This is a genomic window from Geminocystis sp. CENA526 (assembly GCF_050753365.1).
Lineage (GTDB): Bacteria > Cyanobacteriota > Cyanobacteriia > Cyanobacteriales > Cyanobacteriaceae > Geminocystis.
Genome location: NZ_JBLZFY010000081.1, coordinates 1 through 18,976 on the forward strand (window position 1 = coordinate 1; position 18,976 = coordinate 18,976).

Genomic DNA, 18,976 nt, shown 5'->3' on the forward strand with positions numbered 1-18,976 from the left:
GCTTTGTATTAACGCATGATTACCAGATTGTTTTAAATAAAATTTAGTAAAAAATGCTCAGTTTTTCAGTAAAAATTGTGAAAATTGAACACTTTTTAGTTAATGTAGTATGTTCAAACCATTGATTTTAATAGACTTCTGATTTATTCAGCAAACCCTAATTAAATCAAATTTTGTGAATGAAAACGCCCTGCTATTGAATGAAGAGGGGATACTGAAAAAGTCTTTTGGTGGAGGTAGGCAAAAGGCAACAGACAGAGTTATTAATTCTTCATCTTCACTCACTATTTGAATCCTTTTTTCTTAGCTTTGCGAGGAGGTGATGTTGTTAATTTTCCTGTTTTTATCCAGTTTAAATGTTGTGCTAATAAGTCTTGAAGATTATAATTTTTAACGATCGAATCCCGTGCTTTAACTCGAATTTTTGCCATAATATCAGGATTATCTAAGGCATATTCTACTCGATCGGCGATTTTTTCAGGGGCAAAAAACGGCACTAATAAACCATTATAATTATCTTGAATTAACTCTTTGACGGGAGGAGTATCCGAAGCTACTAAAACACAACCCGTCGCCATGGTTTCTAACATTGACCATGATAAAACAAAAGGACGAGTTAAATAAATATGGGCGGAAGAATTTTGAATAACGTTGAGGTATTCATCATAACCGAGTAACCCTGTAAAATGGACTCGACTTAAATCAAGGGGAAATTTTTGTAACATTAAATCCTTATAATTTTGCCCCTCTGGTAATTGTTTACCATAGGCAACCCGATTTTGACCAACTATGACAAAATGAGTATTAGGACGGCGTTTTTGTAAAATACTAATAGTTTCGATTAGTTGAGGAAACCCCCGATAAGGCTCCATGCCTCGCCCTAAATAGGTTACAATTTCTGATACATGACTTAAATCTAAGTTGATTCTTGGTATCACTAATTTTGTGTCGGGATTGGGCTTAAAATATTCTGTATCCACTCCGTCATGTAAAACCGTAATTTTCGATCGAAGTTCGGGAGGAAATTGTTGTCTTTGCCATTGAGTGGGAGATAAACCTCGATCGCAACTGTAGAGATCGATTAAAATAGGGGCATTCTTTACCCTTATTCTAGCTTCATCATCCGCCGAAAGAGGATCACTAGGATCAAAATCTGCATCGCTACCATGAGCATTATAAAACCATTCAAAATAACACAAAAAAGTGGCACGGGGAAAAATATCCTTAATAAATAAAGTAGGTCCCCAACCCGAATGACCATATACAATATCAGGATAGAAACCTTGTTTTTTTAATTCTGTCGCTACACGATACAACCCTTGCCCTTGTAATACAGCATTCTCTAAAGTTCTAACGTAGTGATGAGTTTCTGGTCTTGCTTCTCTGGACACCTCATAAATTATCTTCTTAACCCCCTCTATTTGCCCTTCTTCACGTTTTGTAGCGAACATTACCTCAAATTTGGGATCTTTTCCCATTGCCATTGCTAAATGGCGAAATTGTGCTGGAAAATTAGGATGGATAAATAAAATTCTGGTTTTTTCTGGCATCATTAAAGTAGCAAAACATAAATGTTATATCGTTATCAATTCTACCGAAAATATCAGCACAAAGTCTGTTAAAAGTTCCTCACTATTTTTCCAGAAAACACACAAATTCGACTTGTGGTAATTGGTGGGCAATGCCCACCCTACAAGTAAATTGTTAATCTATAATTTGCTGATAATTCTTTGTAAAATTTCAATTCCAGTAAATGCTTGCCAACCGAAAACTAACAGCATACTCATATTGATTCCCACATGAGTAAATCTAGCGAAAGCATTTCCTTTTTGCATATAGGGTACTAAAGATGCTGAAACCGTCACCATTGCCATCATTCCTAATCCTGCTAATAAATGGGGTCCCACAAATAATTTACCATTATTAATATAAGTCACCGCCATACCTCCGATCGTACCTAAGACAACCAAAGCCATAAAAATAGCCCCTACTTTATGATGACGATTGGCAAAATTACCTTTAATTAACTCTTTTCTAGCTTCTTTATCCGCTTGACGAGTTTTTTTAGCTTTTATGCCTAAATATAGAGCATAAAGAGCCGTTGCAAACAATACCCACATTAAAATAGGATGTCCGAATTGTGACCATGTTTTTACAGCTTGAGGAATCTCAAAATTCATTGTTTCTTCACCTTATTTATTTCAAGTTACTTAATATAAATTAACATGATCGAGTTCGACTTATATCTGCAAAACGAAAATTACAGCTTAATTCTCCATATCCTTATGGATAATGCCACCGCCTAAGAGTAAATCTTCATGATACAATACAGCCGCTTGACCGGGTGTAATACCAAATTGAGGTTCATCAAAAATCAATTTGACTCTTTGATTATCTAAAGGGATGACGTTGACGGTTTGAGGAGGAGTGCGGTATCTAATTTTGGCTTCCGCTTTAATAGGATTTTCGGGAGGTTCGATCGAAACCCAATTCATACGGTTAACTATACATTCTGTCTTACCACCTTGATCTCGTGTTGCGACAACAACATGATTCATCACAGGATCGAGTTTGACTACATATAAAGGTTCAGCGTAAGCAATACCTAAGCCTTTTCTTTGTCCGATCGTATAATGATGAATACCTGTATGTTCTCCTAAAACATTACCTTTTAAATCCACAATTTGCCCTTGTTTGGGTTGGATATACTTGTCTAAAAAGTCTTTCATTGAGCCGTGAGTTTCAATGAGGCATAAATCTTGGCTATCGGGTTTATCAGCAGTTTTTAGTTCAAACTTACTAGCCATAGCTCTTGTTTCGGTTTTAGTTTGTTCACCCAAAGGAAAAATTAAATGGGATAATAAATCTTGAGTGAGATCATAGAGAAAATAAGATTGATCTTTCGTATCATCGATGGCTTTCAAGAGTTGGTATCGATCGAACTGTTCATCATAGCGAATCCGAGCATAATGCCCCGTAGCGATTTTATCAATACCGAGATTTTTTTGAGCATACTCTAACATAGGAGGAAACTTGACAACCCGATTACATTGAGAACAAGGTAAAGGAGTAATTCCTGCCTCATATCCTGCCACCACATAATCCACAATATAAGTTTGAAAAAGCTCACGGGTGTCCACCACATGATGAGGAATCCCTAACTGCTCACAAATATAAGCCGCATCCACCATACCATCTGAGCAACATTGCCCTTTACCCTTCATCAACCACAGAGTTAACCCTTCCACCTCATAACCTTGACTTTGTAAACTAGCCGCCGCTACCGAACTATCAACGCCTCCCGATAAACCTACTACAACTTTAACCATAAAATTCGGAAAATAAAAAACAATGGGAATAAATAATGAAGTTATATCTATTCTAACAATTTGTGACAATAAAATAGACCTATCCAGAAAAACAGGCATCTTGTATGTTCTACAGTGATCAAATCATAAATAGGATCGAAGTCTAATCCTAATTATGTATCAATATTCCAACCAAGACGAGTCGGTTGTTGATAGATTTTTTTGAGGGTGTTAATGTCTTGGGGCGAAATACTGGGTATTTCTCGACTATGGGAATGATACATCACGTCATTAGTATCCAAACTATGCCCCCAAATACCTAGCGCGTGTCCTAATTCATGGGTAATATTAGTTACTAAGTAATCAAATGTTTGATGGGGGTTGACTTCGATCGACATCCTATGTCGTAATTGTACTGGTGGAGTTGGTGTCAAATAAAAATTTACTGTGGTAGTGGCGGCTGTTGCCCTAGGGCGGTTAAATAAGCCAGTTTCGGGGTTAATTTCTAACTTGAGGGGGGGATGACGGCGATAGATAAAAATATCCGCATTATCAGAATCATCTGTTTCTATCAAAGGTAGATAAGGATTCCATGATTCGATCGCAATTCTGACGGCTTTTTGCCATTGCTGAAATTGAGTTAAACCAGCAGGAGATAAATCTTCATCGGGGGATTGTACATACACCCTAACAGGAAAACTTGACCAAATCAAATAACCTGCTAAATGAGGTTGAATTTCGCTAAAATAATTTTCTTGAGTTTCTGAAGTCCACTGTTGTAAAGATACAGGTAAAGGATGAATTTTTAATGGTGGTAGATTGCTTTCTTTCCCATTAACAAAAAAAGATATATTTAGGGTAAATATGATTGTTAAAAATGTTAACAATACTAAGTTAATTTTACTCTTAATAATAGACCTAATTTTAAAAAATTGCATCCTTATAGTTAGCAAGGTAATAGGTAAAATGTCTTAATTCTTAATTCTTAATTCTTAATTCTTAATTCTTCATTCCTAATTATTCAACCATCCAGCACTTAAAACAACGGTTAAACTAATAAAAGTTAAACTGAGAATCCATGTAACACGATTAAGAGTTGCTTCTGCACTTTTGGCACTGGCAAATAGTTGCGCTTGTCCGCCTATACCGCCTAAACCGTCTCCTTTAGGGGAATGTAATAAAACTAAAACTGTTAATAATCCTGCTGATACAGCCCAGACAATTTGTACTATTTGATAAACACCCATAATTAATAAATATATAATTTTCCCTAACTATTATAGTCAATAACAAAGGCAAGAGGCAAAAGGCAAGAGTCAAGATTAAATTACTAATCAAATACTAATGCTTTCATTTTTTATTTTAAGCGATAGTGGTCAAGCAAAGGAATATAAGATACAGTTATGGTATCAAATTTTTTAATTAAACGATAAATGTCATCTTCAATTCAATATTATTCGTGGAATAAATATAAATGTGCCTATACCTGTCATAATATCGATCGATCCCATGAGATTGCGATCGTATTAATTCATCCTATTGGGGTGGGATTATCAGGCAATTTTTGGCATAGATTTCTTCAAGCTGAGAGTAAATTAAATAGTGAATTACCGATTTATAATCCCGACTTATTAGGTTGTGGTAATTCTGATTTACCTCGCATTGCTTATGATCCGAAAGATTGGGCAAATCAGTTAAACTATTTTATTAATAATATAGTCAAAAAACCTGTTATTTTAGTTGTGCAAGGTGCTTCTTTTCCCATCTCAATTTATATGGCAAGTGGTGACTTAAAATCTGACTTAATTAAAGGTTTAATCTTGTCAGGTCCTCCCGCATGGAATATTATGATTAATGGTGGTAATCTGCGTATTAGTGAGATTATTTGGAATCTGTTTTTTGATTCTTTTATCGGTTCATTATTTTATCAATATGCCCGTCGTCGTGAATTTATTAAATCTTTTTCCATTAAAGAATTATTTGCTGAGGCTCAAAATGTTGATGATGAATGGTTAGATATGTTATCACAAAGTTCGATCGAGGTGAAAAGTCGGTATGCAGTATTTTCTTTTTTAGCAGGATTTTGGCGTAAAGATTATTCAAAATTAATGAAAAAATTAGAGCAAAAAATCTTACTATTGATAGGAGAAAAAGCCACCAGTGTTAGTAAAGAAGGTTTCAAAGAAAGCCCTGAAAAAAGAATAGAATTATACACCCAAAATATATCTAATATAGAGAGTAAAATATTAAAAGGGCGAAATGTTTTACCTTATGAATCCACCGAAGAATTTTTAACGGAAGTGGTTAATTTTTATCGTCAATTTTAAGTTAAAAAGTGACTCTTTTCCTTTGAGAATAAAAGTCTCTTAATATCAGCAATTATTGAACAAAAGTTTTATTCAAATAAAAATTAAAAGTTGATAATCTCCTATTCCCTCTTGCCTTTTCCCTATCTTCATAAATATTTTATAATACTCCAAATTTAATCAAGATTTATACCTTGTTGACGCAATTTTTCTTTTAATTCTTGTAATTCTTTTTCGGCTTTTTCGGCTCTTTTTTGTTCTTCTTTTTGTTCTAAAATAGCTTTTTGTGCCGATTCATCCCCCGTTAAAAGTAAATTACCATTTTCATCGCACCAACGCAACCAAACACCATTAAAATTTTCAAATTCTCCCTCCCATAAAGTTAACCCTAAATTAACTCCTTCTAACCAAGTTTCTGAGGTTTCTTGATAATTGATTCCTGTGAGTTTAAATATCTTTAAAACCTTGTCACTTAAATATTTTTGAGGATCAAAAACAACATAATAAATGACTCTCATATTTTGATAAATTTTCAGCTTTTCATCTAATTCTCCTCCTACTTTATTGGAGACAATTTCGATGGCAACTTCGGGAGTTTTTCCAAATTCCCAAACAAGATAACAACGATGATTTTTTTCCCACAAATTGGGAGGAGTAGTCACACCTAAACTCAAGAAAAAATCTGGTACAATGGGCGGTTGACCAATATTATAATAAATACCAACATTCGCATCTGCTAAAAAAACTTGATCTTTTCTGGCATTGTAAAGAATGTTCGTTAAAAATCTTTGTTGTTTTGCTGAACCAAAATTATCCACGGGTGTATCATCCTCTGTAATTAAATTGCTAACGTCAGGTTTGGGGATAAATTCTACTTCGTTGTTAGTGGGAATTTGTAATTGTGCTACCATTGTGTTCTATTTCCTTAAACCTTTTTTTCATTATAACTTTTTCTACCAAAATAACGCTTTACCCAAACTCAAATTGTATTAATTATTTTTTATATTTGATGATATATCTCTTCATAATCTCTAATTAAACAGCCTAAAACATTCAAATAATCTTGTTCATCAACTGTTAAATAATCTTGATCTATCAAGTTATCAATAATTGTTTGAACCTGCTCAAAATCTTCCTCTGATTTGATAGGGCGAGGAGGAAATTTAATTAATAATTCTAAATATTGATCTTTAGTTGTTAAACCATTGATCTTGCTTCCATTTATTTTTATCATATTCTTTATGGGTTAAAATTTCACGGATAAAGACTTTTTTATAATTAAAATCAACAAAAGTAATTAATCTATAGCATTCCTATCTGATTTGTAAGAATTTGATCCCCCCTAACCCCCCTTAAACAAAGGGGGGAACTTATTTTCAATTTCTCACGGATGATTTATGATTGCTATATATTTATTACCTCCTATATTAAAAACGATTAAATTTTTAACTAAGTCAGCATTAGGAAAAATTTGATGTAATTCTGTTAAGTTATTCCAATTATATGCCCTAGTACGATCATACCAAATTCTTAAACTTTTTTCAGAATCAGGATATTTTTGCCAAAATTCTTTCAATCTTTTTTGAGTAATAATGTGCATAAAAATTCTGAATCATAATATCAAAAAGGTGGGCATTGCCCACCCTACCTATTAATTGTCTGCGCCTTCGATGGGGGCAAAGCCTTGTCGTTGGATGTTTTCAGTCACAACACGGGGTTCTAAAAATTGTAACAGATAATCAGGTCCTCCTGCTTTTGAGCCTACCCCTGACAATTTAAAACCGCCGAAGGGTTGACGAGCAACGATCGCACCTGTAATACCTCGATTAATATATAGGTTGCCTACTTCAAATTCCTTGTAAGCTCGATCGATATGTTCGGGAGTACGAGAGTATAAACCACCTGTTAAGGCATAATCTGTACCATTAGCGATTTCTAAAGCTCGATCGAAATTGTCAGCTTTGATTACAGCTAATACAGGTCCAAAAATTTCCTCTTGGGCAATGGTAGCATTTTCGGGAATGTCCACAATGACGGTGGGAGGCACGAAATAACCGACTTCAGGAGTCGCTACTTGAATAGCTAACTTACCTTCTTGTTTGCCTTGCTCGATATATTCTAAAATGCGTTTTTGGGCGGTAGCATCGATGACAGGACCTACTTTTGTGCTAGGATTTTTGGCATCACCCACGTTGAGGGATTTTACCGCTTCTGTCAATCTTTCCACAAAGGCATCATAGACGGTAGAAAGCACGATCGATCGACTACAAGCCGAACATTTTTGCCCACTAAAACCAAAGGCAGATTGTACAACTCCTGCCACTGCTTGATCTAAATCGGCACTTTCATCGATAATAATGGCATTCTTACCCCCCATTTCGGCAATGACTCGTTTGAGGTGTTTTTGCTTGGGTTGCACGATAGACGCATCGGCATAAATTTTACAACCCACTTCCCTTGATCCTGTAAATGCGATAAGGTGAATATCAGGATGTTTAACGAGATAATCGCCCACAACTGAACCTTTACCCGGTATATACTGAAAAACTCCGTCAGGAATCCCCGCTTCTGTGAGAATTTCAGCGATTTTTGCGCCAATAACCGTGCTAGTAGCGGCAGGTTTGAGTAAGGCACAATTTCCAGCGACTAAGGCGGCGACTGTCATCCCTGTGGAGATAGCAAAGGGGAAATTCCAAGGGGAGACAATTAAAGCAATGCCACGAGGCTGATAGAAATATCGATCGTTTTCACCTGCTACATCGTAATTATAGCCTCGATCGAGCCTTTCCATTTCATCGGCATAATAACGGCAAAAATCAATAGCTTCAGATACTTCAGGATCACCTTCTTTAATTATTTTACCAACTTCATAGCACATCCAAGCAGTTAATTCATGGCGTTTTGCTTCCATAATATCTCCTGCCTTGCGCAAAATATCCGCCCTTTGTTTTGCAGGGGTTTTACTCCAAGTTTTAAAAGCCTGTTTTGCCGACTCCATCGCTTTATCCGCTTGAGAGAGGGAAATTAAGCCAATTTTACCGACAATTTCACTAGGATTAGAAGGGTTAACGGAGTCGATATATTCCTCAGTTTGAACGTATGTACCGTTAATCAGGGGTAGATAAGTTTTACCTAGCTGATTGTGAACTATAGTCAACGCTTGTCGAGCTTTTGTCAAGTTAGACTCTCTACCATAATCTGTATCTGGCGCACCTTGAAAGCCTTGATTTGATTCCCCTAAATCCCCCTTAGTAAAAGAGACTTCTTCATTATTACTCCCTCCTTTCAAAGGGGGGCGGGGGGGGATACTTGGGGGTGCAACTAATTCATCAATGGGTTTTTCCTCCGCATTTTGGCGTAAAAAGGAGCTATTCGCAGTATTTTCGAGCAAACGGCGGATAAGATAAGCCATACCCGGTAATAACTGCCCGTAGGGTGCATAAACCCTAACTCTATGCCCTCTTTTGACGATCGCACGGGCTAAAGTTTCCCCCATACCGTAGAGGATTTGACATTCAAATTTGCGTTTAGGAATTTTCAAGGTTTCTGCAATGGCAATGGCGTTTGCTTGAGTGCGCACATTATGGGAAGCAATAGCAGAGTTTAAATAATCGTGATTTTCGAGGAGAAGACGAGTTAACTTTTCATAATTGATGTCTGTTTCTGCTTTATCGTTAAATACGGGCTGTTGCCAGTGATTTTGACGAGATTTGATGGTTTCTTGATCCCAATATGCCCCTTTCACCAGTCTAATAGTAATAGGATTACCTCGTTTTTTTGCCCATGTAATCCAATCTTGTAAGTCTTTTTCCGAGTCTCGCAGATAGCCTTGTAAAGTTACGCCAATATCGGTACGGGTTTTAAATTCTTCCTCCATCAACAACTCTCGCAATAGGTTGATAACCACGTCTTTGTAAGTATATTGCTCGATGTCGAAATGAACAGATGTATTGTACTGTTGAGCGTGGCGTAATAACGTGCGGATTCGATCGTAAACTTTGAGTTTAGCACCTTCAGGATCGACGGGATCGAATTGGGAGTAAAAAGCGGTTAATTTGACGGATACTTGCACTTTGGGGAGATTTTCGCCGTCAGCTTGGTCAATTTCGGGAATATTTGACCATTTTTTCGCTTGTTCGCTTAATTGGGTAATTAAATCGAGGTAATTTTGTAGATAAGATTCGGCTTCTACTTCTGTTATAACCGCTTCCCCTAACAGATCGATCGAAAAGCACATTTTCTCTTTGCGGATTCTCTCAACGGCTTTAATTACCTCTTTGATGGTTTCCCCTGAGATATATTTATAGGCTAGAGTTTCCACCGCTTTGGTGATAGTTGCAGAAGCAATTTGAGCAGGAGGGGAATTTGGTTCAGTAAAATTTAGAATACCTTTGAGGGCATCTGGTAATTCTACTTCTTCGGTGGTTAAATACTGTTGTAAATGTCTAGCAATTTCGTTGTTACTTCTTAATGCAGGTAACGCATCAATGAATCTAAACAGTTGAACCCTTAAACCGGGGTTACTCATTGTCCAATTCATGAGTTTATCATCGAACTGCATTTGTTCTTTGAGTTGCTTGAAAATATTGCCTTTCTGCCTTGTGGCTTGGATTAAATCCCGTGCGATCGATTGTGTTGTCTTTTCGTATGTCGAGACATTATCTATTGAAGCTACCATAAAATTTACCTAATAAATATAATAAAATAGCCCTAATTTTTCTTTGCTTTTAGGTGCTATAATGCTGATTTTGCATAAGTTTGAGCTTTATTATTATATCATGTAATGAATAGTGTCGATAAACTGCATTTTTTTTGTATGGTAAGTATAACAATTACTTTTGATTTTTGGTAAAAATGCTTAAATCCAGTTAATAATAAATGCTTCTTATTTCTTAATAGTAGCAAAACTTAACATTCCTTTCCACAAATAAGGTAATCTCCCGACAAAATCAAATTTAATATCAGTAAATCCGCTTTCTTCCAATAACTGTGTTAAGGTTTTAACTGAGAAAAATTTTATATGCCCTCCGTCCCACAAAACAGTAAAATGTTTATCAAATTTTCCTGAAATAGCTAAAGCTAAATTTTTCCAATATCCGTGATAAGGGGTGGTAATTAAAAGTTGTCCGTTGGGTTTTAAACATTTTTTTGAGGCTTCAATTAATTTTCTAGGAAAAAATAAATGCTCAATCACATCCGATGAAATTACAATATCAAAAGCATTTTCTAATCCTTGTTCTTGATATTTTAAATCATAAATACTTCCTACAAAAAAACTACAGTTAGTGAAGTTTTCCGAAGCTATTTTTACTCCCGACTCAGATTCTTCAATCCCTGTAACACTAAATCCTTGTTCAGCAATTTTTGAAGTAAGAGAACCATTACCACATCCTAAATCTAGGATTTTAATTTTTTCTCCAGTAGATGCTACAGGTGGAGGTAACATCGACAAGATGGCAGGTAAATAATAATTATGGGAATGATTGGGTTTTTCATTTTTCCAACCATAATCAAATTCTTGATTCATATTTAGCATTAGCTTATTTTGATGGTTTAATCAATATATCATTATACTTAGACATATTCGGAAAAACAGGCAAGATGCCTGTTCTACGGTGGTAAAATCATCATTAATGAAGAAATCTATTACCATCAAACTTCTGAGTTAAATTAAATGCGTCCTAGTATTTACGATTTGGAGATAAAAATTTTCTCGATGACATCCTCCACAACTTTATCAGGAGTAGAAGCCCCAGAAGTGATACCCACCGTAATTTTTCCTTGGGGAAGCCAATTTTCCTTAATCTCTAAATCTCGATCGAGCGGTTTATGTTCTATTTTATTATTTAAAAAGATTCGATCGTCACTGTCAATATGATAGGAAGGTATATTATGTTCGATCGAAATCTCCTGTAAATGAGTAGTATTAGAAGAATTAAAACCACCGATAACCACGATTAAATCTAGCTTTTCTTCTACTAAATCTAACATGGCATCCTGTCTTTCTTGAGTAGCATCACAAATGGTATTAAAACTCATAAAATGCTCATTTAACTCGCTTACAGGGTACTTTTTCATCATGGTTTGCTCAAACAATTTACCAATGGCTTCCGTTTCACTTTTAAGCATGGTAGTTTGATTGGCAATACCTAACCTTTCTAAATCCGTGTCTGGATTAAAACCTTCTGAATAAGCATTTTTGAATTTAGCTAAAAACTCCTCCTTATCTCCTCCGTTAAGAATATAATTGGCAACGTATTGTGCCTCTGCCATGTTCAAAACTACTAAATAAGTACCTGCAAAAGAGCTTGTAGCAACGGTTTCTTCGTGCTTATACTTACCGTGAATAATCGAAGTATAACTGCGTTTTTTGTGTTTTTCCACAGAATTCCAGACTTTAGAAACCCAAGGGCAAGTTGTATCCACGATCGTACAACCCTTATCATTAAGTAACTGCATTTCTCCCACACTAGCACCAAAAGCAGGTAAAATCACCACTTCTCCTGTATTAACCACAGAAAAATCTTTATTTACTCCTGTCATCGGAATAAAATCCACATTCATCTCCTTTAACCGTTGATTCACAGAAGGATTATGAATAATCTCGTTAGTAATCCAAATTTTTTCTGTAGGAAAATGAGTACGGGTTTCATACGCCATAGCTACAGCCCTTTCTACTCCCCAACAAAAACCGAAGGCTTCGGCGAGGCGAATAGTAACATCACCCTTTGTCATGGTGTAGTTATTTTGACGAATAGACTGAATTAAAGTACTTTGATATTCTTGATTTAAAGTAGCAGTAACTTCTTCTTGATGTCCAAATCCTTTGCGATGGTAGTTATCTGATTGTTGGAGATTGCGTTTAAAAGTCTTTGTATCCATGATTATTTTAAGTTAATCTTTGATGATTCCTGACACTATCTTAACCTCAGTTCGACAAAAGAAAAATGATGAAAACAACAGGTAGGCAATCAGATGTGTAATAATAGGGTTTTGTTTATCCCATGCCAAAAAAAAGGCACATTTGCATTTAGTATGGTTATCAATACTTCTTCTTTTCGGCGTTATACTCCTCCTACCTGTACTTTAGAGATTTATCATCCTCATTTTTGGGGTAATTGGGGTGCAAAAACTTTTCCTCCTCAGTTTAGTTTTCAACTTCATTTTGACGATCCTAGATTACCTAAAAGTGAAAAAAGTATTATATTAGGCGATCGAAATTTGCTGGAAAAATTAAGAGAAAAAGTCAATGAATATATTGGCAAATATTTAGAAACAGAAAGTTTAGAAGTAGAGTCTTTAACTTGTGCCTTGCCATTGGATAACCAAGAAGAATTTATCTCCATCAGTCGAGATTCTAGCTATCGTCATCGCTTATTTTATCAATGCTTTTTTCCCAAAGAAGAAACCTTAGAAGTAATTTTGACCAATACTCAATTATTTGATTTTGTTAACGCTCTTTGTGCCTATCATTATGATGCCACAAAACCGATTCCTGAATCAGATCATTCTCTCTCTAGTCATATCGGTTTAAGTATTACCATCACCGCCTTAGCTTTTGCTTTAGGAGGCGGTATCTGGTGGCGTTATGAGCGACAACTTGCCGATAGTATTCCTACACAATCAACAGAAGCGGAGATTATCCCTTCTAATATGGAGGATGTTATACCTCCTAATCCTCTCGATCCTAACACCTTACCTTCGATCGTAGCGCCAGAAGTGCCAGAAAGTCTCAGAAATAGAGAAGCCCTTTTGCCTCCTCCCCCTACCATTACTCAACCTCCCCAATCCTTAGACAATAATATCGTTAATAACAATACTTCCGAATCTAATAATAATATTCCCCCTCAACCTAGTCAACAAGCCAATTTAATTATTGTACCCCAACCTCCAGCCCCTGCCATTCCTAACTTACCCCCTCCCACGATGCAGGAAACAACTGCCCCCAATATAATGGCGTTACAACCATTACCTCCTCCCGTTACCCCGTCTTTTCAACCTACACAAGCGCCTCCCTCTCCTCCTCAATATCCCTCTCGTCTTTCGACTTTACCGACTTTACAACCGAATAACCCACAAATTGCCACAAATACCACTATTCCCAAATCCTCTAATACTCCCTTACCGGGTATTAATAGTTTAAATAGTATTTCTCCTAATGTCATCGAAACTCGTCCTAATTTTGAACAACAAATAAGCCGTTTAAATTCTCTGGATAATCAAAAATCTGCTGGAATTGTCTCTAGTGACGTAAAACAATACTTTCAGAATAAATGGCAACCCCCAGAAAACTTGAAACAAAGTATCGAATATCGTTTAAAATTTAATCAAAATGGTTCTTTAGCGAAAGTTACTCCCGTTGGACAAGTGGCTATTGTTTTTCTCGATCGAACGGGCATACCACTTTTAGGGGAGAAAATCACTTCACCTTTTTCAGATCAAGAAAATGTTACCGTAAGATTAATATTAAGTCCTAATGGCAACGTGCAAACTTTTCACGAAAACAGATAAGCTAGAACTTATCTAAGTTTACGGGTGAAGACAGGCAAAAGGCAAAAGGCAAAAGGCAAAAATTAATATCAGTCAATAGTTATAAAGATTTTCTTTTAGCATAACTTGATCAATAAATTCATTAATAGGTTAACATTTCATGACACAAACTTTTTCCGATCATCACTCTCATTCTCATACCCATTCTCATCATGGTCACATTCATAGTGAGGAATCCCAAAGAAAAATTATTAATCGTTTATCCCGCATAGAAGGTCATGTTAGGGGAATTAAGAATATGATTAGTGAAGGTAGGGATTGTCCTGAAGTTTTAATTCAAGTTGCCGCTATTCGAGGTGCTTTAGATAGGGTGGCTAGACTCATACTCGATGAGCATTTAAGCGAATGTATCACCCGTGCCGCTCAAGACGGTACTATAGAGCAAGAAATTGAGACTTTAAAATCTGCTCTCGATCGATTTTTACCATCTTAATCCCTAATGGTGTTATAATTTCTATGGGAAAAGATTTAGTGATCAATATCTTAGTATAATCAAGTAATAATCTTAACTCTCTACAAAAACCTACTTCAAGATTGGAAGTAATTTATTTATTTACGAGGACAGAATGGCTAAAAGCAATCCAAAAAAAGAAAAAGCAGAACGTAACAAGGCTTACGCAAGGCAGTTTAGAAAAAAACCCACTGGTTTTAATTCCAAGTTTAAAAGAAAAGATTACAACGGTAATGGCGGTAATCGAACCTCAGAAGATACCCAAGAGTAAAATTTACGCCCTATTATGATTTTATGTCATTATTTGTAAGGGTATTTTTCATCAATTTAAAGCCACTAATTCGGAGTATTAATTATTCTGTTTTGGTGGTTTTTTAATATACTTAGCAAGGGTATAATTTAAGTTTAGTTGTAGGAAGGCAAAAGGCAAAAAGCAAGAGGCAATAGTAAATTCGTAACATCAGATTATAAATTTGATGAATATATATTAAATCCCGACATTATTTTTGCTTCATTCTTCATTCTTCATTCTTCATTCTTCATTCTCGATGGTTAATCAAATTATTTTTTTAAGTAAAGTATTATTATTATCTACTGTAATTTCATTTTTAATTAAGCATGGTTTGGATAATTTTTTAATTCAATCAGAAACTTATCTCGCACCTATTATTATTTTTGCTCCTGTAATTATCTTATTTTTCATACTCTTAATTAGACAAAATAAAGTTATTAATTCTTAGGATAATTTAATCATGGATTTTGCTAAATGGATTAGTTTTAGTCTCGTCATAATTTTTATTTATATTATTTGGCAAATAAAACAGATTCTTTTATTAGTTTTTACTGCCGTTGTTTTCGCTTTAATTTTAAATATTGTTGTTAAACAATTAGTTAATTTTGGTATTAAAAGAGGTTATGCTGTTCTCGGTTCGATCGTACTGTTGTTTACTGTAATTATATTTTTTATTACAGTAGTAATTCCTTCTCTTTTATTTCAGTTTCAAGAATTATATAATTTAGTACCTTTAGGGATTCAAAAAATTATTTTAGAAGTAGATCAATTTAAACACAATCTTTCTTCTGAATGGGCAAATGCTTTACCTGATTTAGAACAAGTTTTAGAAGATTTGCAACCCTTATTAAATGATTTATTGAAAAGAGGTTTTATCGTTGTTACTGGAGTTTTTGGTGCATTATTAACGGGTTTATTATTATTAGCTTTAACCTTAATGATTTTAGTTGATCCTATTCCCTATAAAGAAGGTTTTATTCGTTTATTTCCTTCTTTTTATCGATCGAGAATCAATGAAATCTTAAACATAATAACCCAAGAACTAGAAGAATGGTTAGCAGATACTTTTATCAAAATAATTTCCGTATTTATTTTAACCTTTATTACCCTATCTATTTTTCAAATCCCCTTAGTTTCTGCTCAAGCATTTTTAGCAGGTTTATTAGCATTTATTCCCTATGTCGGTTCGATAACTAGCGTCATTTCTCCTATGGCGATAACTTTTCTTTATTCGGATTGGAAATCATGGATGATTTTAATAGCTTATATTGGAATTTATCATCTAGTCGATCGAATAATTATTCCTAAATTAAGAAAAAATAAAGTAGAATTAATCCCTGCTAATGTGATCATTGGACAGATTATTTTTGCTAATTTTTTAGGGGTATTAGGGTTATTTTTAGCTCTGCCTTTAGTTATTATGACTCAAATTTTAATCAAAGAAATTTTAATTAAAGATATTTTTGATTCTTGGCAATTAACCCAAGAAATAAATACTTTCACTATAGATGAAATAGACATGGTAAATGATGAAGAATAGAAGTTACTATATTAATAGCTAGAGTTCAATATTATTCAACTTCTATAAACCTTTAATCATTTCCTTGTTACATTTCTTAAGAAAAAATGTTATAAAAGTTTGATTTTTTTTAGAAATATTCATGGAAGTTTGATATATATTATAGTATAACAAAATTTAATACCAAGATTAAAACTGAAATTATCGGGCATAAAAATAATGAAAGTCGGAGAAATTATGAGGATTATCATTTTTACCCTCGTGGGTTTTGTGATAATGATGTGGTTACAACCCTTGCTTTATCGGCAGAATTTTTTTGGAGTAATTAGAAGCATTCCCCTGCAAGATTGGATTCAACAATATTATCTCGCCGCTTGGATTATTTTTGGCTTTTCTGTCACTTTTACTGTCTTATGGTGCGTTATCTTACTTAAAAATCAAAATGGCAATGCTAGTACTTATAAATTACTATGGTATATAGGTTTATTTCTCTTAGTTGTTATAGTTAGTATAACGGTGTATTTTAATAATCAAGATAAAAATGGGGAGTTGATTCAAGAAACCTTGCTTTCGATGATAGGGTTGTTTTGGTTTAACTCTCTTTTCTTATTATATTGGCTTCCCACTGTCACCAGTACACCCGGACTACTCAAGCGAAGAACCGTACCTTTAGCAATCTTGATTAACGATTTAATGGGCAGAAATTAGAAATTAAGAATGCAGAATGCAGAATTAAGAATTAAGAATTAAGAATTAAGAATTAAGAATTAAGAATGCAGAATTATCCACTATTCATTATCCATTATTCATTTTTTATTATGAGTTTATATGTAATTGGTGTCGGAGGCACGGGGGCAAAATGTATTGAGGCGATCGTACAACTAGCTTCTGTGGGCTTGATTCCTAGTAAGCAATTAAAAGTCTTGTTTGTGGATGCAGATGAGACAAACGGTAATCTACAACGATCGAACACAACCCTCAGCGTCTATCAAAAATGTCACGAATTAATGAAAGGCAATCCTGAAGAATCCCCTTGGATGAGTACTGATATAGAATCTTACGGGGTATGGTCGCCTTTTACTAATAATAATGCCGATCGAAAGTTAGGCTCGTTTTTCTCCTATAATCTGCTCAAACAAAGCTCTCCAGCCCTTGCTAACCTCTTTGATGTGCTTTATACAGAAGATGAAAGACAAGTGTCATTAGAGGTAGGTTTTAGAGGTCGTCCAGCTATAGGTTCTAGTATTATGACACAAATCAACCTCGATCGACTGGAAGAACAACCTTGGCAAAAATTTATTTTTGAAGTAAAAAGTAACTCTGGAGGAGGTACGGACACGAAAATATTGCTATGTGGCTCAATCTTCGGTGGTACAGGGGCTTCAGGTTTACCAACCATCGGGCGGTTAATTTCCAACAAACTAGAAAAAGAAGGGGTAAGGGATAAAGTCAAAATCGGTTGTATTTTCGGTTTACCTTATTTTAACTTCCCTGCGGGTAATGCTGATGAACAAGTGTATGCTAGTTCGGAGTTATTTTTACTCAATACCGAAGCTGCCCTAAGATATTATAAAGAACAAGCTCAACAGTTCGACACGAAATATCTTATCGGTAATCAGACGATGGAAAAGTTAGGGGAGTTTAGTGTAGGTAAAGATACTCAGGTAAATCGATCGCACTTTGTCGAATTTTACGCTGGTTTAGCCGCCCGTCACTTTTTCTGTGAAAATCTCGATCGAGATGTCCATGTTATCACCCGTAATCAGGCAGGAATTTTACAGTGGAATGATATACCCGAAAGCGAGGAAGTGAAGACAAAATTAGTTAACGCTACTCGTTTCGCCTATATCTGGTTAGCAGAATTTAAACCTCAATTAGAGTTAGGGCAAAATAAAGGCATTAAAGAGTTAAATGGTTTTGCTTGGTTTGACAAATTCTTCCAAGGCAGGGGATTTATGGGCATGGTGACTCGTAAAGAATTACCAGATTTAGGGGATTCACAACAACAGGAAGCCATTAAAACTATTACCGCTTGGTGTGAAGACTTTTTGCGGTGGGTGAGAGACATTCACTATTGCGATAACGAAACCATCAAACTGTTTAAGGCAAGGGAATATTTCAGCAATCCTCGCAGTGTCAAAGGTGAAAAACTTTCAGATTTGGTACACGATGACAATCGTACTAAGGATGTTTTAACCCTAGATAATACTGTAACCTTGAAAAATTCGATCGGGGAGTTGAATCCTGCTGATTTTGGTGCGCCAAATCAGGGAGTTGGTGGATTAGCCAAGGCGATATATCTCACTTGCAAAGTCTAAGCAAATATTCTGTCATTGCGAGATACGAAGCAATCTCTAAAACCCTTATTTTTAGCACAAATGCTTAATAACTTTTCTGAGGGGGAAGGGTGAATGAGGTTTTTTGACGGGGAAGGATTAATGAGGTTTTTTGATGAGGAAGGATTAATGAAGTTTTTTGATGAGGAAGGATTAATGAGGTTTTTTGATGAGGAAGGATTAATGAAGTTTTTTGATGAGGAAGGATTAATGA

At 35.2% G+C, this 18,976-nt stretch carries 19 protein-coding genes; 7 read left to right on the top strand and 12 right to left on the bottom strand.

Annotated elements, in window-relative coordinates; all coding sequences use genetic code 11:
* Window positions 1–284 precede the first annotated feature (284 nt).
* The 5 genes from ACN4EE_RS17205 to secG form a co-directional block, all read right to left on the bottom strand.
* Window positions 285–1,553 (bottom strand): glycosyltransferase family 4 protein, encoded by a 1,269-nt coding sequence (locus ACN4EE_RS17205; protein ID WP_431707693.1) that lies wholly within the window; start codon window positions 1,551–1,553, stop codon window positions 285–287.
* A gap of 156 nt (window positions 1,554–1,709) precedes the next feature.
* The gene (locus ACN4EE_RS17210) at window positions 1,710–2,180 is read right to left on the bottom strand and encodes a DUF4079 domain-containing protein (protein ID WP_431707694.1); all 471 of its coding nucleotides are present in this window, start codon (window positions 2,178–2,180) and stop codon (window positions 1,710–1,712) included.
* A gap of 87 nt (window positions 2,181–2,267) precedes the next feature.
* Window positions 2,268–3,329 carry a tRNA 2-thiouridine(34) synthase MnmA gene (gene mnmA / locus ACN4EE_RS17215; protein WP_431707695.1) on the bottom strand — a complete coding sequence of 354 codons (1,062 nt, stop codon included), beginning with the start codon at window positions 3,327–3,329 and terminating at the stop codon, window positions 2,268–2,270.
* A 152-nt stretch (window positions 3,330–3,481) separates the two neighbouring features.
* Window positions 3,482–4,195: a matrixin family metalloprotease gene (locus ACN4EE_RS17220; RefSeq protein WP_431707696.1), complete on the bottom strand. Its 714-nt coding sequence runs from the start codon at window positions 4,193–4,195 to the stop codon at window positions 3,482–3,484.
* A gap of 126 nt (window positions 4,196–4,321) precedes the next feature.
* Window positions 4,322–4,555 (bottom strand): preprotein translocase subunit SecG, encoded by a 234-nt coding sequence (gene secG / locus ACN4EE_RS17225; protein ID WP_431707697.1) that lies wholly within the window; start codon window positions 4,553–4,555, stop codon window positions 4,322–4,324.
* A gap of 186 nt (window positions 4,556–4,741) precedes the next feature.
* On the opposite strand from secG, the gene ACN4EE_RS17230 reads away from it, so the two are divergent.
* The gene (locus tag ACN4EE_RS17230) at window positions 4,742–5,635 is read left to right on the top strand and encodes an alpha/beta hydrolase (protein WP_431707698.1); all 894 of its coding nucleotides are present in this window, start codon (window positions 4,742–4,744) and stop codon (window positions 5,633–5,635) included.
* A gap of 155 nt (window positions 5,636–5,790) precedes the next feature.
* Here ACN4EE_RS17230 and ACN4EE_RS17235 read toward each other — a convergent pair whose 3' ends face one another.
* From ACN4EE_RS17235 to ACN4EE_RS17265, 7 genes are all read right to left on the bottom strand, one after another.
* Window positions 5,791–6,525, bottom strand: coding sequence for a Uma2 family endonuclease (locus ACN4EE_RS17235; protein WP_431707699.1), 735 nt, complete (start codon window positions 6,523–6,525; stop codon window positions 5,791–5,793).
* Between the two features lie 89 nt (window positions 6,526–6,614).
* Window positions 6,615–6,848, bottom strand: coding sequence for a hypothetical protein (locus ACN4EE_RS17240; RefSeq protein ID WP_431707700.1), 234 nt, complete (start codon window positions 6,846–6,848; stop codon window positions 6,615–6,617).
* On the bottom strand, window positions 6,805–6,912 hold the full coding sequence (locus ACN4EE_RS17245) for a type II toxin-antitoxin system HigB family toxin (RefSeq protein WP_431707711.1): 108 nt from the start codon (window positions 6,910–6,912) through the stop codon (window positions 6,805–6,807). The genes ACN4EE_RS17240 and ACN4EE_RS17245 overlap by 44 nt, the downstream gene beginning before the upstream one ends.
* Window positions 6,913–6,998: 86 nt before the next feature.
* Window positions 6,999–7,214: a type II toxin-antitoxin system HigB family toxin gene (locus ACN4EE_RS17250; protein WP_431707701.1), complete on the bottom strand. Its 216-nt coding sequence runs from the start codon at window positions 7,212–7,214 to the stop codon at window positions 6,999–7,001.
* Between the two features lie 51 nt (window positions 7,215–7,265).
* Window positions 7,266–10,292 (bottom strand): L-glutamate gamma-semialdehyde dehydrogenase, encoded by a 3,027-nt coding sequence (pruA, locus tag ACN4EE_RS17255; RefSeq protein ID WP_431707702.1) that lies wholly within the window; start codon window positions 10,290–10,292, stop codon window positions 7,266–7,268.
* Window positions 10,293–10,499: 207 nt separating this feature from the next.
* A complete protein-coding gene (locus ACN4EE_RS17260; protein ID WP_431707703.1) occupies window positions 10,500–11,141 on the bottom strand; it encodes a class I SAM-dependent methyltransferase in 642 nt (213 codons plus the stop codon).
* 161 nt (window positions 11,142–11,302) lie between these two features.
* Complete coding sequence (locus tag ACN4EE_RS17265) at window positions 11,303–12,496, bottom strand: 4-hydroxy-3-methylbut-2-enyl diphosphate reductase (protein ID WP_431707704.1); 1,194 nt, start codon at window positions 12,494–12,496, stop codon at window positions 11,303–11,305.
* A gap of 93 nt (window positions 12,497–12,589) precedes the next feature.
* Between ACN4EE_RS17265 and ACN4EE_RS17270 the strand changes: the two genes are divergently transcribed.
* The 6 genes from ACN4EE_RS17270 (at window position 12,590) to ACN4EE_RS17295 (ending at window position 18,744) form a co-directional block, all read left to right on the top strand.
* Complete coding sequence (locus ACN4EE_RS17270) at window positions 12,590–14,125, top strand: DUF4335 domain-containing protein (RefSeq protein WP_431707705.1); 1,536 nt, start codon at window positions 12,590–12,592, stop codon at window positions 14,123–14,125.
* A gap of 139 nt (window positions 14,126–14,264) precedes the next feature.
* Complete coding sequence (locus tag ACN4EE_RS17275; RefSeq protein WP_431707706.1) at window positions 14,265–14,597, top strand: metal-sensing transcriptional repressor; 333 nt, start codon at window positions 14,265–14,267, stop codon at window positions 14,595–14,597.
* Window positions 14,598–14,730: 133 nt separating this feature from the next.
* The gene (locus ACN4EE_RS17280) at window positions 14,731–14,886 is read left to right on the top strand and encodes a hypothetical protein (protein WP_431707707.1); all 156 of its coding nucleotides are present in this window, start codon (window positions 14,731–14,733) and stop codon (window positions 14,884–14,886) included.
* A 481-nt stretch (window positions 14,887–15,367) separates the two neighbouring features.
* Window positions 15,368–16,447: an AI-2E family transporter gene (locus tag ACN4EE_RS17285; protein WP_431707708.1), complete on the top strand. Its 1,080-nt coding sequence runs from the start codon at window positions 15,368–15,370 to the stop codon at window positions 16,445–16,447.
* 198 nt (window positions 16,448–16,645) lie between these two features.
* Window positions 16,646–17,134 (top strand): hypothetical protein, encoded by a 489-nt coding sequence (locus ACN4EE_RS17290; protein WP_431707709.1) that lies wholly within the window; start codon window positions 16,646–16,648, stop codon window positions 17,132–17,134.
* A gap of 110 nt (window positions 17,135–17,244) precedes the next feature.
* Window positions 17,245–18,744, top strand: coding sequence for an FtsZ/tubulin family protein (locus ACN4EE_RS17295; RefSeq protein WP_431707710.1), 1,500 nt, complete (start codon window positions 17,245–17,247; stop codon window positions 18,742–18,744).
* The last annotated feature ends 232 nt before the right edge of the window (window positions 18,745–18,976 follow it).

Excerpts from the sequence above, each read along its gene's own strand:
- ACN4EE_RS17205 (WP_431707693.1), bottom strand. The coding sequence starts at position 1,553 with ATGATGCCAGAAAAAACCAGAATTTTATTTATCCATCCTAATTTTCCA.
- ACN4EE_RS17230 (WP_431707698.1), top strand. The coding sequence starts at position 4,742 with ATGTCATCTTCAATTCAATATTATTCGTGGAATAAATATAAATGTGCC.
- ACN4EE_RS17275 (WP_431707706.1), top strand. The coding sequence starts at position 14,265 with ATGACACAAACTTTTTCCGATCATCACTCTCATTCTCATACCCATTCT.
- ACN4EE_RS17295 (WP_431707710.1), top strand. The coding sequence starts at position 17,245 with ATGAGTTTATATGTAATTGGTGTCGGAGGCACGGGGGCAAAATGTATT.
- pruA (WP_431707702.1), bottom strand. The coding sequence starts at position 10,292 with ATGGTAGCTTCAATAGATAATGTCTCGACATACGAAAAGACAACACAA.
- secG (WP_431707697.1), bottom strand. The coding sequence starts at position 4,555 with ATGGGTGTTTATCAAATAGTACAAATTGTCTGGGCTGTATCAGCAGGA.
- mnmA (WP_431707695.1), bottom strand. The coding sequence starts at position 3,329 with ATGGTTAAAGTTGTAGTAGGTTTATCGGGAGGCGTTGATAGTTCGGTA.
- ACN4EE_RS17210 (WP_431707694.1), bottom strand. The coding sequence starts at position 2,180 with ATGAATTTTGAGATTCCTCAAGCTGTAAAAACATGGTCACAATTCGGA.
- ACN4EE_RS17285 (WP_431707708.1), top strand. The coding sequence starts at position 15,368 with ATGGATTTTGCTAAATGGATTAGTTTTAGTCTCGTCATAATTTTTATT.
- ACN4EE_RS17265 (WP_431707704.1), bottom strand. The coding sequence starts at position 12,496 with ATGGATACAAAGACTTTTAAACGCAATCTCCAACAATCAGATAACTAC.
- ACN4EE_RS17280 (WP_431707707.1), top strand. The coding sequence starts at position 14,731 with ATGGCTAAAAGCAATCCAAAAAAAGAAAAAGCAGAACGTAACAAGGCT.
- ACN4EE_RS17260 (WP_431707703.1), bottom strand. The coding sequence starts at position 11,141 with ATGAATCAAGAATTTGATTATGGTTGGAAAAATGAAAAACCCAATCAT.
- ACN4EE_RS17235 (WP_431707699.1), bottom strand. The coding sequence starts at position 6,525 with ATGGTAGCACAATTACAAATTCCCACTAACAACGAAGTAGAATTTATC.
- ACN4EE_RS17250 (WP_431707701.1), bottom strand. The coding sequence starts at position 7,214 with ATGCACATTATTACTCAAAAAAGATTGAAAGAATTTTGGCAAAAATAT.
- ACN4EE_RS17240 (WP_431707700.1), bottom strand. The coding sequence starts at position 6,848 with ATGATAAAAATAAATGGAAGCAAGATCAATGGTTTAACAACTAAAGAT.
- ACN4EE_RS17290 (WP_431707709.1), top strand. The coding sequence starts at position 16,646 with ATGAAAGTCGGAGAAATTATGAGGATTATCATTTTTACCCTCGTGGGT.
- ACN4EE_RS17270 (WP_431707705.1), top strand. The coding sequence starts at position 12,590 with ATGTGTAATAATAGGGTTTTGTTTATCCCATGCCAAAAAAAAGGCACA.